General features: G+C 63.9%; 11 protein-coding genes and 2 tRNA genes. 12 read left to right on the top strand and 1 reads right to left on the bottom strand.

The window, feature by feature from the left end; genetic code table 11:
* Positions 1-270: 270 nt before the first annotated feature.
* From cysS to F1609_RS04250, 8 genes are all read left to right on the top strand, one after another.
* Positions 271-1,683 (top strand): cysteine--tRNA ligase, encoded by a 1,413-nt coding sequence (gene cysS, locus F1609_RS04215; protein ID WP_167075004.1) that lies wholly within the window; start codon positions 271-273, stop codon positions 1,681-1,683.
* Positions 1,683-2,342, top strand: a complete 660-nt coding sequence (locus F1609_RS04220) for a DNA-3-methyladenine glycosylase family protein (protein WP_167075570.1) — start codon at positions 1,683-1,685, stop codon at positions 2,340-2,342. Before cysS ends, F1609_RS04220 begins: the two co-directional genes overlap by 1 nt.
* Positions 2,343-2,399: 57 nt before the next feature.
* Positions 2,400-3,377, top strand: a complete 978-nt coding sequence (locus F1609_RS04225; protein WP_126073185.1) for an acetyl-CoA carboxylase carboxyltransferase subunit alpha — start codon at positions 2,400-2,402, stop codon at positions 3,375-3,377.
* Positions 3,374-4,783, top strand: a complete 1,410-nt coding sequence (gene tilS, locus F1609_RS04230) for a tRNA lysidine(34) synthetase TilS (protein ID WP_167075006.1) — start codon at positions 3,374-3,376, stop codon at positions 4,781-4,783. Before F1609_RS04225 ends, tilS begins: the two co-directional genes overlap by 4 nt.
* 133 nt (positions 4,784-4,916) lie before the next feature.
* Entirely contained in the window at positions 4,917-6,164 is a 1,248-nt protein-coding gene (locus F1609_RS04235) for an aspartate kinase (protein ID WP_167075008.1), read from the top strand.
* 92 nt (positions 6,165-6,256) lie between these two features.
* Positions 6,257-6,348 (top strand) — tRNA-Ser (locus F1609_RS04240).
* A gap of 203 nt (positions 6,349-6,551) precedes the next feature.
* A tRNA-Ser gene (locus F1609_RS04245) sits at positions 6,552-6,643 on the top strand.
* Positions 6,644-6,874: 231 nt separating this feature from the next.
* Positions 6,875-7,363, top strand: coding sequence for a hypothetical protein (locus tag F1609_RS04250; RefSeq protein ID WP_167075011.1), 489 nt, complete (start codon positions 6,875-6,877; stop codon positions 7,361-7,363).
* Between the two features lie 38 nt (positions 7,364-7,401).
* Here the strand turns inward: F1609_RS04250 and F1609_RS04255 are convergent, their stop codons facing one another.
* The gene (locus tag F1609_RS04255; protein WP_167075013.1) at positions 7,402-9,969 is read right to left on the bottom strand and encodes a WGR and DUF4132 domain-containing protein; all 2,568 of its coding nucleotides are present in this window, start codon (positions 9,967-9,969) and stop codon (positions 7,402-7,404) included.
* A 170-nt stretch (positions 9,970-10,139) separates the two neighbouring features.
* Between F1609_RS04255 and F1609_RS04260 the strand changes: the two genes are divergently transcribed.
* The 4 genes from F1609_RS04260 (at position 10,140) to F1609_RS04275 (ending at position 13,629) form a co-directional block, all read left to right on the top strand.
* Positions 10,140-11,051 carry a YfdX family protein gene (locus tag F1609_RS04260; protein WP_167075015.1) on the top strand — a complete coding sequence of 304 codons (912 nt, stop codon included), beginning with the start codon at positions 10,140-10,142 and terminating at the stop codon, positions 11,049-11,051.
* A 16-nt stretch (positions 11,052-11,067) separates the two neighbouring features.
* Positions 11,068-11,694, top strand: a complete 627-nt coding sequence (petA, locus tag F1609_RS04265; RefSeq protein ID WP_167075017.1) for a ubiquinol-cytochrome c reductase iron-sulfur subunit — start codon at positions 11,068-11,070, stop codon at positions 11,692-11,694.
* 161 nt (positions 11,695-11,855) lie between these two features.
* Entirely contained in the window at positions 11,856-12,767 is a 912-nt protein-coding gene (locus F1609_RS04270; protein WP_167075019.1) for an isoaspartyl peptidase/L-asparaginase, read from the top strand.
* Positions 12,760-13,629, top strand: coding sequence for a cyanophycinase (locus F1609_RS04275; protein WP_167075021.1), 870 nt, complete (start codon positions 12,760-12,762; stop codon positions 13,627-13,629). The genes F1609_RS04270 and F1609_RS04275 overlap by 8 nt, the downstream gene beginning before the upstream one ends.
* Positions 13,630-13,643: the final 14 nt, after the last annotated feature.

Raw genomic sequence — 13,643 nt, forward strand, 5'->3', positions numbered from 1 at the left:
GAATCCTTGACGTGAAGTGCTTGTTGTTATATGGAGGAGAGGCTGTCAAGCCTTTACCGCAAAAATAAACCTGATCCATATGCGGCCAGCCGGGATTTTAACAATGCTATACTTTGTACAGAACGTCCCATTCTATCAAAGAAGAACAAGACAGAGGGCTCCGACGATCTCGATGCAAACCACGCCTGACCGGCGCGCGCCCACCGCGGCGATCGCGCCCGGTTGTCGTTTTGCCCGAGCGCGGCGCGCGCTGTAACGAGTAAGAATCTGATGAGCCAATTAAAGATCTACAACACGCTTGCGCGTGAAAAGCAGGTATTCACCCCCATCGAGCCAGGTAAAGTCGGCATGTACGTGTGCGGGATGACCATCTACGACTACTGCCATATCGGCCATGCGCGCATGATGATGGCGTTCGACGTCATTTACCGCTGGCTCAAGGTGTCGGGCTACCAGGTCACCTACGTGCGCAACATCACCGACATCGAAGACAAGATCATCAAGCGCGCCGTCGAGAACGGCGAGTCGATTTTCTCGCTGACCTCGCGCTTCGAAAAGTACATGGACGAAGACACCGCCGCGCTCGGCATCCTGCCGCCCGACGTGGTGCCGCACGCGACCCAGTATGTGCCGCAGATGCTGTCGATCATCGCCCAGCTGGAACAGAAGGGCCTGGCCTACAAGTCCGAGGACGGCGACGTCAATTTTGCGGTGCGCAATTTCCCCGGCTACGGCAAGCTGTCCGGCAAGTCGCTGGACGACCTGCGCGCGGGCGAACGGGTCGACGTCAATACCGGCAAGCGCGATCCGCTCGACTTCGTGCTCTGGAAGGCCTCCAAGGAGTCCGAGCCGGACGAAGTCAAATGGGACTCGACCTGGGGCAGCGGCCGTCCGGGCTGGCATATCGAATGCTCGGCCATGTCGTGCGCAACGCTCGGCCAGCATTTCGACATCCACGGCGGCGGCGCCGACCTGCAGTTCCCGCACCACGAGAACGAGATCGCCCAGTCCGAAGGCGCGTTTGGCCATCCGATGGCCAATTACTGGGTCCACAACGGCTTCGTGCGCGTGGTCGACGAAGCGACCAAGGTCGCCGAGAAGATGTCCAAGTCGCTCAACAACTTCTTCACGATCCGCGACGTGCTCAAGCTGTACGATGCCGAGGTGATCCGCTTCTTCATCCTGCGCGGGCACTACCGCAGTCCGCTCAATTACGGCACCGATAACCTGGACGACGCCAAGGCGGCGCTGACGCGCCTGTACACGGCCTTGTCGGGTATCGAACTCGGTCTTGAAGCAGTCGAGGTCGACTGGAACGAAGCCCACGCCATCCGCTTCCGCGAAGCGATGGACGACGACTTCAACACGCCGATCGCGGTTGCCGTGCTGTTCGATCTGGTCACGGAACTGAACAAAAGCAAGTCGCTCGCCCAGGCGCGCCAGTTCAAGGCGCTGGCCGCCGTGCTGGGCCTGCTCGAACGCGCTCCGCAAGCCTTCCTGCAAGGCGGCGTGGAAGAGGGCGCCATGATTGAGGCCGCCATCGTGGCCGCCATCGCGCGCCGCGGCGAAGCCAAGAAGGCGCGCAACTTCGCCGAATCCGACGCCATCCGCGCCGAGTTGCTGGCGGCCGGCATTGTCCTCGAAGACAAGCCGGACGGCACGACCAACTGGCGCCGTGCATGATGGCGCCAACCAAGGAACCGGCGGCGACCACCCCGCCGCCGCTGGATGTGCCCGCGTACTGGGAGCAGGCCAAGATCGAACTCATGAAGCGCGACCGCATCATGAAAAAACTGATCCCGCAGTTCGGCGACCTGCACCTGGTCGGCCACGGCGATCCGTTTACGACCCTGGCGCGTTCGGTGGTCGGCCAGCAGGTCACCACCAAGGCCGCTGACGCCGCCTGGAACAAGCTGTTGCTGGCGTGTCCCAAGATCACGCCGGCCCAGGTCATCAAGGCTGGCGCCGAGCAACTGTCGGCCTGCGGCCTGTCCAAGCGCAAGACCGAATACATCCTCGACCTGGCCGACCATTTCAAGGCCAAGCGCGTGCACGCCAACCAGTGGGCCGACATGGATGACGAAGCCGTCATCGCCGAACTGGTGCAGATTCGCGGCATCGGACGCTGGACCGCCGAGATGTTCCTGATATTTAATCTGCTGCGGCCGAATGTCTTGCCGCTCGACGATCCAGGTTTGATCCAGGGCATCAGCCAGAACTACTTTTCCGGCGAACCTGTATCCCGTAGCGATGCGCGCGAGGTCTCGGCCAATTGGGAACCGTGGAGAACGGTCGCTACGTGGTATTTGTGGCGTAGCCTCGATCCGGTTCCGGTAGAATAGCGCCTGTAGCGGCCGTGCGGTGGGGTATGCTGCGGCCAGAATTTACCCGGAGGTACAATGATTAAAACAACTTTCCTCAATTTTGAGCAGCCAATTGCAGAGCTCGATTCCAAAATTGAAGAGCTGCGCTTCGTCCAGGACGATTCGGCTGTCGACATCTCCGAAGAAATCGACCGCCTGGCCAAGAAGAGCCAGCAACTGACCAAAGATATTTACGCCAAGCTCACGCCATGGCAGGTGTCGCAGATTGCGCGCCATCCACAACGTCCGTACACCATGGACTACGTGAACGAAATCTTTACCGACTTCCACGAACTGCACGGCGACCGCTCCTACGCGGACGACCTGTCGATCGTCGGCGGCCTGGCCCGCTTCAACGGCCAGTCGTGCATGGTCATCGGCCACCAGAAGGGGCGCGACACCAAAGAGCGCGCCCTGCGCAACTTCGGCATGCCCAAGCCGGAAGGCTACCGCAAGGCCATGCGCCTGATGAAGCTGGCCGAAAAATTCGGCCTGCCGATCTTCACCTTCGTCGACACGCCCGGTGCGTTCCCCGGCATCGACGCCGAAGAGCGCGGCCAGTCCGAAGCCATCGGCCACAACCTGTACGTCATGGCCGAGCTGAAAGTACCGCTGATCGCCACCATCATCGGCGAAGGCGGCTCCGGCGGCGCGCTGGCCATTGCCGTGGGGGATGCTGTTCTCATGCTCCAGTACGCGACCTACTCGGTGATCTCGCCCGAAGGCTGCGCCTCGATCCTCTGGAAGACATCCGAGCGCGCCTCCGACGCCGCCGATGCGCTGGGCCTGACCGCGCACCGCCTCAAGGCCATGGGCCTGATCGACAAGATCATCAACGAGCCGCTGGGCGGCGCCCACCGCGATCCGAAGAACATGGCCGTCATGCTCAAGCGCGCGCTGGCCGACACCCTGCGCCAGTTCCAGGGCATGAAAACCAAAGACCTGCTCGAAGCGCGTCACAACAAGTTGATGAGCTACGGCAAATTCAAAGAAACGACCCCGGCCGAAGAGTGAACCAGACCACCAACGCAGCGCTTGCAGCGCAGTTTGCGCAGGCGCTTGACGCGTTGCGTGGACAAGGCGACCGTCCCTCCGTGGCGATCGCCTACAGCGGCGGGCTCGATTCCTCGGCCCTGCTGCACCTGGCGGCGCAGTACGCGTCGGCCAACGATGTTCCCCTGTTTGCCTTCCACATCCACCACGGCATCAGCCCCAACGCCGATGCCTGGCTGGCGCATTGCGAAGCGGCCTGCGCGGCGCTCGGCGTGACCTTCGCCGCGCGCCGCGTGGTGCTGCAAAAATCCAGGTCCGGCGTGGAAGCGGCCGCCCGCAAGCTGCGCTACGCGGCCCTGGGCGACATGTGCCGCGAACATGGCGTGCGCCTGATGCTGACCGCCCACCATCTCGACGACCAGGCCGAAACCGTACTGCTGCAACTGCTGCGCGGCTCCGGCACGGCGGGTTTATCGGGCATGGACGCGGCCAACGCCGCCCCCGAACTGCTGGGCAACCCGGACCTGGTGATGGCGCGCCCCTTGCTGCCGGTCTCGCGCCAGCAGCTCGAAGCGTATGTCGCCGCCTATGCGCTTGCCTGGGTCGAAGACGAATCGAACACCCACCCGCGCTACGCCCGCAACGCCTTGCGCCATCAGGTGATGCCGGCGCTGGCCACGGCCTTTCCGGGCTACCAGGAGCGTTTTGCCCGCAGCGCCGCGCACGCGCAGTCGGCCCAGCGCCTTTTGAACGAACTGGCCGTGCAAGACCTGGCAGGCTGCCTGGTCGACGACTGCATCGATGTCGCCAAGCTGCGCGCAATGAGCCTGGACCGCGCCTACAACATGCTGCGCTACTGGTTCGGCCTGCGCGCGCTGCGCATGCCCTCGACCGCGTGGCTGACCGAAATGGTGACCCAGCTGGTCGAAGCGCGCCACGACGCGCAGCTGCTGGTGACGCACCCCGACTGCCACGTCCGGCGCCACCGCGACCGTTTGTACATCACGCCCAAGCTGGCCGACCTGGCCGGCCAGCGCGATCCCGACGACGAAGGTGTGTTTGTCAAGGAAGGCGAGCGCTTCACCTGGAACGGCGAAGCGAGCATGGCGTTCCCGGCCTACGGCGGTGTACTGCATTTCGAGCAGGCGGAGCAGGGCTTCGACAGCGCCTGGCTGCGCGCGCAAGCCTTGCAGATCGACTTCCGCAAGGGTGGCGAGCGCTTGAAACCGGCGGCCAACCGCCCCACGCGCCCGCTCAAATACCACTACCAGGCCTGCAACGTGCCCGCCTGGGAGCGCGAGCGCCTGCCGGTCGTGAGCAGCGGCAAGGATCTGCTGTTCGCTGCGGGGATCGGCATGGATTGCCATCACTTCGGGGACGCTTCCGCCCCCTTGATCCGCCTGCGCTGGGAAGCGCGCAACGCCTGATAACTATGCGAAAACGTTATTTCTATATACCAATAACGTATAAATTTGTCCACAGGCTGCCTTGTTTTTTTGCACCGCAGCATGTAGAGTAAAGCCCTCCTTTTTCATTTAACCGAGCGGAAACTTCACTCTTATGGCTTTAATCGTCCACAAATATGGCGGAACGTCGATGGGCTCGACCGACCGCATCAAGAACGTAGCGGCACGCGTCGCCAAGTGGCATGACGCGGGGCACCAGATCATTGTTGTGCCGTCGGCGATGTCGGGCGAAACCAATCGCCTGATCGGCCTGGCCAAACAACTGATGGAACAGCCTGATCCGCGCGAGCTGGACATGATTGCCGCCACCGGTGAACAGGTTTCCGTGGGCTTGCTGGCGATGGCCTTGCTGGCGATCGGCAAGCCGGCTGTCTCGTACGCCGGCTGGCAAGTGGCGATCAAGACCGACTCGGCCTTTACCAAGGCGCGCATCGAGTCGATCGACGACACCAAGGTCAAGGCCGACCTTGCCGCCGGCAAAATCGTGATCATCACCGGTTTCCAGGGCGTGGACGCGAACGGCAACATTGCCACCCTCGGCCGCGGCGGTTCGGATACCTCGGCCGTGGCGATCGCGGCGGCGATGAAGGCCGAAGAATGCCTGATCTACACCGACGTTGACGGCGTGTACACGACCGATCCGCGCGTGGTGTCGGAAGCGCGGCGCCTGAACACGATTACGTTTGAAGAAATGCTGGAGCTCGCTTCGCTCGGCTCGAAAGTGCTGCAGAGCCGCTCCGTCGAATTTGCGGGCAATTACCGCGTGCCAACGCGCGTCCTGTCGTCGCTGACCGATCCCCTGATGCCGCTCGAAGAAGAAGCCAACTCGGGCACCCTGATTTCCTTTGAGGAAGATACAAATATGGAACAAGCCGTCATTTCCGGCATCGCCTTCAACCGCGATGAGGCCAAAATCACCGTCCTGGGCGTGCCGGACAAGCCGGGTGTGGCGTATCACATCCTGGGACCGGTGGCAGACGCCAACATCGAAGTCGACATGATCATCCAGAACCAGTCGGTTGAAGGCAAGACCGACTTCACCTTCACGGTCACGCGCGGCGAGTACGCCAAGGCGATGGGCGTGCTCGAAGGCGTCAAGGGCGAGATCGGCGCGGCCAATATTGTGGGCGACGCCAAGGTCTCGAAAGTATCGGTCGTGGGCGTGGGCATGCGCAGCCACGTGGGCGTGGCCTCGCAGATGTTCCGCACCTTGTCGGAAGAGGGCATCAACATCCTGATGATCTCGACCTCGGAGATCAAGATCTCGGTGCTGATCGACGAAAAGTACATGGAACTGGCCGTGCGCGCCCTGCACAAGGCCTTCGATTTGGAAAAAGAATAATATTTCCGGAAAATGGGCGCGGATCATTGCAAAATCCACGCCCAGCCGGTATGATCTTGGTCTTCTGATCTGGTGAAACTACTGGGCGGAATGGAGATGTGGCCGAGTGGCCGAAGGCACGTCCCTGCTAAGGACGCATATGGGGTAACCTGTATCGTGAGTTCGAATCTCACCATCTCCGCCAGAATCCTGTCCAGGTTGTGCCTGGACTGACAAGAAACCCGCAGTTCTCTTTACGAGGCTGCGGGTTTTTTGCATTTGTTGGCCGGTTTACAGAGAGAAAAGAGCAAATTTTTCGCTGCGGAGGGCGCTGCGGCCCTGTTCGGCGCTGCGGGAATCCGGTATGATCTTGGTCTTCTGGCTTAGCAAGACTGTGTAGGCCAGAATGGAGATGTGGCCGAGTGGCCGAAGGCACGTCCCTGCTAAGGACGCATATGGGGTAACCTGTATCGTGAGTTCGAATCTCACCATCTCCGCCAGTATTCCTAAAACCCGCTTCGGCGGGTTTTTTCATTTCCGCTTTGATTCGCTCAAAGCTGATTCGCTGTTGGTGAAATCACAATAAATAAATTTTTTCGTCAAGTGAACATTTTTTGAAGAGCCGGTGTCTATATGTAACAGGACGGAAGAATTCAAGGGCAACGAAGCCTGAGAATCGCCGACCTGTTGTCATCAACTCACTTTACTCACCTTTATGGGACTACTTTCAAATGCGCAAACTTCACACCGTTTTGTTCTGCTGCCTGCTTATCTTCTTCGCGCTCTACCTTCGTGGCGGCCAAGGGAATTTTTTTCGAGAAACGATAACTTACGCCTTGGGTTTTGAATGGAGGGCCGCGCTTGAACACCTGTTGGCAGCGTTTGCCGTACCAACGCTATGCGGTATCTTGTTGAGTATCGATTGTCGAGCCGGAAATCGGCAAATTGCGCGCGTTCCAGCAGGATGGACTAACCGTGTTTTATCGTGGATGAGCAACTCGGGCGTACCGGGGGTAGTACTGGTCTTCGCCTTCGCCTATTTCGCACTACAATTTCGGTGCGAATGGGACCAGGCTTTCCGTTCTCTCAACGGCGCTGCTGCACGCGGGTATCTCCAGTTGTTGCAAATCGGAGCCGATGGCCTGGGGTGCTGGTTCGCTTACCTGTACAGTTCCTCGATTTTTAGTGGAACAGTCACCGCACGCGCTGTCACGCAATGACCGTACGAGCCCCGGGCCTTGGCCGGGCTCGGGGTTCGTCAGGAATGCAGCCTGCCCATGTCGCGTATCAATTCACTGATGGCGATGGCATCGAGCGTGGCCAGACTGGCCGCAACCGGCACTTCCCCGTGCCGGTCCGTCGCCCCCACAATCAGCCTGCCAAGCCTCTGCTCCGCAAATTCCTCCGGATTATTCGCCATCAATCCCGGACTCAGATCCAGCTGGGCCGCGCGTCCACCGCCGAGCGGCTTGTTGACATTCCAGATCGCGCCGCCATCCCACGCGCGGCCGCGCCGCCAGCCCTGGTTTTCCAGCGCCAGAACGCGGCCGCTCGGCACCACCACGCCAACCCAGCGCTCGAAGCTGCCGGCCGCAAGATCGGCCGCGCTGGCCATATACACATCGCGCCCGATCTGCGCGAACGGCTGCACCAGTTCATAGTCCGCGAACAGCTGGCCGAACGCCGCCGCATCGGCCGCAGCCACGTCCAGCGCATGCACAATGCCGATGCGCAGTCCATCACCCTCGGGCAGCGCGAACGGCGCATCGGCCGCATCGGTCCAGCCGCCATCGACAGCGACCCGGAAGCACGCCAGCAGATTCGCCTCGCTCCCGTACACGCCCCACACCAGCCGCTGCACCAGATGGCGCACTAGCGGATGCCCGGCCAGGCACTGCCCGAACACCTCCATGCTCCAGCGCCGCTGCGCGCACATGGCCGCTTCCAGGCGGCGCACCTGCTGGGTGGCGATGGTACGCGCATCCTTCTTGAGCGCCTTGAAGCGCTCCACCGCCGCCGCCGACAGGTCCTTGTGGTCGGCCTTGTTCGGCTTCGGCAAGTCCGCCAGGCGCAGCTTGGCGCCGTCGCGCACGAACGGTTTAAGCGCTTCGTCGAAGCCGACGCGGAACTGGCGCGGCCCGAAGTCGAGCAGCAGCGTGCCGTCGTCGTCCAGTCCCAGGTCGGGCGCGAGGCGGTCTTCCAGTTCTTCCACGCCGAGGCCGCGGGCGTCGGCGATCTGCGCGATTTTCTCGCGCGCGCGATCCTGCAAGGCCTTGAACTTGACCTTCTGCGCAATGCCGTTCAGGAGCGTCAGCGCGGTGTCGCTGCCGATGGCGGCCAGCACGTCCAGCCCGGCCACGGCGCGCTGGTGCTGACTCTCCCCGGGCCAGCCGCGCAGATAAGGAGTTAGCTTGCGCGCACTGTCGTCATTGCCGATCAGGCCGAGCGCGCCCATCCCCCAGCCTTCCTTGGGCGGGCCGCCGGCGCCCACCCACGCCAGGAAAATATCCCACGCAAAGTCAGCCAGCGACTGCGCCGTGCAGGCTTTCTTGACGTCGGCGATGCCGGCGTACACGCCATCGTCGCTTGGAAAACGCAGCATGCAGCCAAGTTGTTCGATCGCGCTGTCGGGCAGCGCCTTGCCGTTGTGCGCCAGCAGCGGCCGGCGCCATCCGGCGGGTTGCCAGAAGCCTGGAAAGGCGCTTGGTTTGGCCGGGAACAGCTGGTACGGGTCGAGCAGGTCGGCCAGCGCCGCCGCCACGTCCGCTTGCGGATAGCGCGCGGCGACTTCGAGCAGCAACGCGCACTGGCCTTCGTGCGCGAGCATGCGCAGCGTGACGATGGCGTGTGCGCGCGCCGGGCAGGTTTTGCCGACCGCCACGCAGATCAAGCCGCAGGCGGCGTGCTCCGGGTGCGCCAGCAGCCATTCCCGGGCGTTCTCGCGCGCCCATCTATTTTTGCTGGCGAAGCTGCGCGCCATCGGCTGCGCCAGCACCACCGCGCCGAAGGGCAGTGCGAGCCCCAGGGCACCGTACGGCGAAGCGCGGCACAGCGTCACCACGGAGGGCAGGGCGTCCAGGCCGAAGCGCGCCACGGCATAGCCCGGGTTGCTCACGTCGTCGCACCCGAGCGCGTTCCACAGGGCCAGGCCGAGCGGCGCGGGCAGGTTGGCGATGCCGCGCCCATCGAGCATGTAGCGGGTCGGGATGCTGCGGTGCTCGCGCGCCAGCGCGATCAGGCGATCGCTATCGGCGCCGCCCAGCAAGGCGGCAATCTGTTCGCGCTGCGGACTGTCGCGAAACCCGGACAGCCACGCCAGCGCCAGTGGGTCGCTGCGGGCAGCGTCGAGCTGCTTGGCGAAGTCGTCGTCGAGCGCGAGCCACGCTGCGCGGCAGCCCGGCTGCCATTGTTCGCGTTCGGGCAGCGCCAGCGGCGCAAGGGTCAGCACCGCGTGGGCCGGCCTGGCGGCGGCCAGCCAGGGTGGATTGACCAGCACCGGCGGCAGGTCGGCGGGGTCCGCCAGCTCGGCTTGCACGCTCAACTGCCGCTGCGGTCCGGCCAGCAGGCCGGCGCCCTCCGGCGCGATGCTGGCTGGCGCCGCTGAGACGACAGGCATTCCCGCGCCGGCCTCGACGTACCCTTTGCCGGTCTTTTCGCGGACCAGCTTCTCCATCGCGGTGCCTGCCTTGGTGGCATCGGCGTGGGTCTTGGTCTGGGCTTGCCCGGCCGTGCCGATTTTGCCGTAACGGACATGCACATCGCAACCATCCTGTTCGATTTCCCAGAACTTGCTGGAGCTGCCATCGTCAAACTCGAAACGCTTCATTGCCTGCCTTACTAGATAGGGTTGCGGTGCGGACGCCTGCACCATTTTATACACGCGTTTGCCAAAAATACATTGCGCGGGGCCGGAACCGCCGGGCGCTGTCGCGGTCCAATGTAGACCAGAGACGGCAAGCCGCCGCTTCGCCGATGATGCCGGAACAGGAGAACAGAATGAACTCGCACAACCGTACTGCCTTGCGCGCTTCAACGCTGGTCGCGGGGCTGTTAATTCCTTTTTATATGTACGCCGCCAACCAGGCACCGCCCAAAAAGCCCGAGCCGCAGCCGCCGGCCAGCCAGTCGGTGCAGCCGCAGGTAGACAAGCGCACCGCCGACGCGGCCCAGCAAAAGCAGCGCGAACTGGTGGCTGAAGCCCAGGCGGCCATCGCCGAAACCGAACAGGCGCTCAAGGCGCTCGACGAAAAGCGCACCCGCGATGCGCTCTCGGCGCTGGCATCGGCCACCGGCACGCTCGAGCTGATCCTGGCGCGCAGTCCCAGGCTGGCGCTCGCGCCGGTGCGCACCGATGTGGTCACGCATGATCTGCTGGCGAAGGACGACACCATCAAGGCCGCCGTGAAAGAAGTGCGCGACCGCCTGCGCGACGGCGAAGTGCAAAAGGCGCGCCAGCTGATGCAGGGCCTGGCGAGCGAAGTCGAGTTCCGCACGCTCAATATTCCGCTTGAAACCTTTCCGGACGCGATCAAGGCGATTACGCCGCTCATCGACGCCGGCAAGACCGAGGAAGCGAAGACCGCGCTGCGCACCATGCTCGGTACGCTGGTGGTCACGACCGACATCGTGCCCTTGCCCAAGCTGCGCGCGGAAGAGCAGATCAAGGCGGCCCAGGCGCTGTCGGAGAAGGCCAACCGCAGCAAGGAAGACAACCTCAAGCTGGCGCAGAGCATCGCGGCCGCGCGCGACCAGTTGCGGATCGCCGAATTGCTCGGCTACGGCGACAAAAAGGATTACAAGCCGATGTATCAGCAGATCGATGAACTCGAAAAGAAAACGGCGGGCGGCAAGTCGGGCGTCGGCTGGTTCGACCGGATCAGGCAACAGCTCGGCGCCTGGCTGAAATAAGCCTGCGCAAGCCGGCATGAATCGCCGCAACGAAGGAGAGTCGATGCTCGATGACGATCCTGCTAATCCGCTGCGCCGGAAATGGCTGCTGCGGGCGACCGGCGCAAGCGGCGGCGTGGTGCTCGCTGGCGCCGCCATTCCCTTCCTGCGCAGCCTCGCGCCGAGCAAGGCGGCGCGGGCCGCCGGTGCGCCGGCCGAGGTCGATATCGGCCAGATCGCGCCCGGTACGCTGCTCACCACCGAGTGGCGCGGCCGGCCGGTGTGGATACTGCACCGGACCGAGCGCATGATCGCCCAGCTGCGCGAGGATGATGCGCGCCTGGCCGATCCGCGCTCGCGGCACGCCCAGCAGCCGCCCTACGCCCGCAACGCCACGCGCTCAATCCGCCCGGCCTTCCTGGTCGCGACCGGCATTTGCACCCATCTCGGCTGCGTTCCCGTGTACCGCCCCGAGGTGGCGCCCGCCGACCTGGGCGGCGACTGGACCGGCGGCTTTTACTGCCCCTGCCACGGTTCGCGTTTCGATCTGGCCGGACGCGTGTTCAGGAACGTCCCGGCGCCCGTCAACCTGGAGATTCCGCCGCACGAGTACCTGGCCGATACGCGCTTGCGCATCGGCGCCGACCGCGAGCATCCCGCCTGAGCGGCGTACCCGCAAGCGCCCCGGGTTGGCGCGACCTCATGCTGACCAGATAGCCTGTGGGAAATTTCTTACACGCGCACGCGTCATCGTCCACTTCGCTCAGCCGTTTGTCATTTGCATAATGCTCAACAGATGAACATTAACCAATGACCAAGGACGCCATGAATGCAATTGACTCCGCCAGCGCCATCGTGGTTCACGGTGGCGCTGGTGCCGGACGCGATCTCGACGACGGCTGTGCCCAGGCGGTGCAGGCCGCGCGCGTGCAACTCGAGCAGGAGGGCGACGCACTTGACGCCGCCATCGCGGCCGTCCTTTCCATGGAAAACGACGGCCGCTTCAATGCCGGCACTGGGGCCGCGCTGGGCCTGGACGGGACCACCATCGAGATGGACGCCTGCGTGATGGACACCCGCGGCCGCCTCGGCGCCGTGGCCGGACTGCGGGCGGTCAGGAACCCGGTGCTGGTCGCGCGCGACGTGGCCCGCACGCCGCACTGCCTGCTGGGCGGGGAGGGTGCCGAGCGCTTCGCGCGGGCCATGGGCCACGCGCATTACCACGAGGCCAGCGCCAAGGCGCGGCGCGCGCATCAAAAGATGCTCGACCAGCTCGCCGGCGATGACCAGGCCATGCCCGGTGTCGACAACAAGGATTTTGCCACCTTCTGGAACTACGCTTGTTCGCCGGCCTTTGCCGGCAAGACCGGCTGCGACACGGTCGGCGCGGTGGTGCGCGACCGGGATGGCCACTTCGCCGTGGCCGGCTCCACCGGTGGCTCGGCGCCCTCCCTGCTCGGGCGCGTGGGCGACACCCCGATCGTTGGCAGCGGCTTCTACGCCGGTCCGCACGGCGCGGTGGCCGCTACCGGCATCGGTGAACACATCATGCGCCATATGCTGGCCAGCACGGTGTACCACTGGATTGCCGCCGGTACCGCGCTCGACGAGGCGCTGCGCCGCGCCATTGGCTTGTTCCCGGACGACGTCGCCATCGGCCTGATTGCGGTCAGCCGCACCGAGGCGGGCGCGTTGAGCAATCAAGCGATGCCGCAGGCGCTGGTGCGCCATGGATAAGTCGCGCGCCGCAGCCGCCCAGGGCCACCTGCTCATCGTCGGCGGCAGCGAAGACCGCGAGCACGATATGCGCGTGCTCACCCGCTTCGTCGACCTGTGCGGCGGCGCCGACCAGCCGATCGCCGTGATGACGGCCGCCAGCGCGATCGGCGACGAGGTCTTCGCCATGTACCGCGCCGCCTTCGCCGAACTGAACGTGACGCGTCTTTCGCATGTACACCTTGACTCCCCCAAGGAAGCCGCCAGCGAAAAACTGCTCGCGCGCATCCGCGAAGCGAAAGGCATCTTCATGACCGGCGGCGACCAGAAGCGCCTGCTCCAGATGACCGGCGGCACGCCTGTCCACAGCGAGATTGCCGCCGCGTACGCCCGAGGCGCCTGCATTGCCGGCACCAGCGCCGGGGCTTCCGCCATGTCGCGCTTCATGCTGGCCGAAGGCAAAGCCGAGCTGGAGCCGGAAAAGGGCGCGATTCGCCTAGGCGCCGGCCTGGGCCTGGTCGAACGCATCGTTTTCGACCAGCATTTCGCCCAGCGCAAACGTCTGCCGCGCCTGCTGTCGATCATCGCCGAGCGTCCCGACCTGTACGGTATCGGGCTCGACGAAGACACCGCGCTGTTGATCAGTCCCGGCCGGGGGATCGAAGTGATCGGCGACGGCGCGGTGACCCTGGTCGACGGCCTGAACATGATCAGCAATATCGATACGCTCGACCACGGCGAGGTACCCCGGCTGATCGACGTGCGCCTGCACCTGCTGCCGGCCGGAACCTGTTTCGATGCCGATGCCGATGCCGATGCCGGCCGCGACACCCGCATACCCCCGACTTTTCAAGATTTTTTCGACGCCATTACTCAACCATAACAACGAGAACCACC

This window comes from Massilia aquatica, from assembly GCF_011682045.1.
GTDB classification, from domain to species: domain Bacteria; phylum Pseudomonadota; class Gammaproteobacteria; order Burkholderiales; family Burkholderiaceae_D; genus Telluria_A; species Telluria_A aquatica.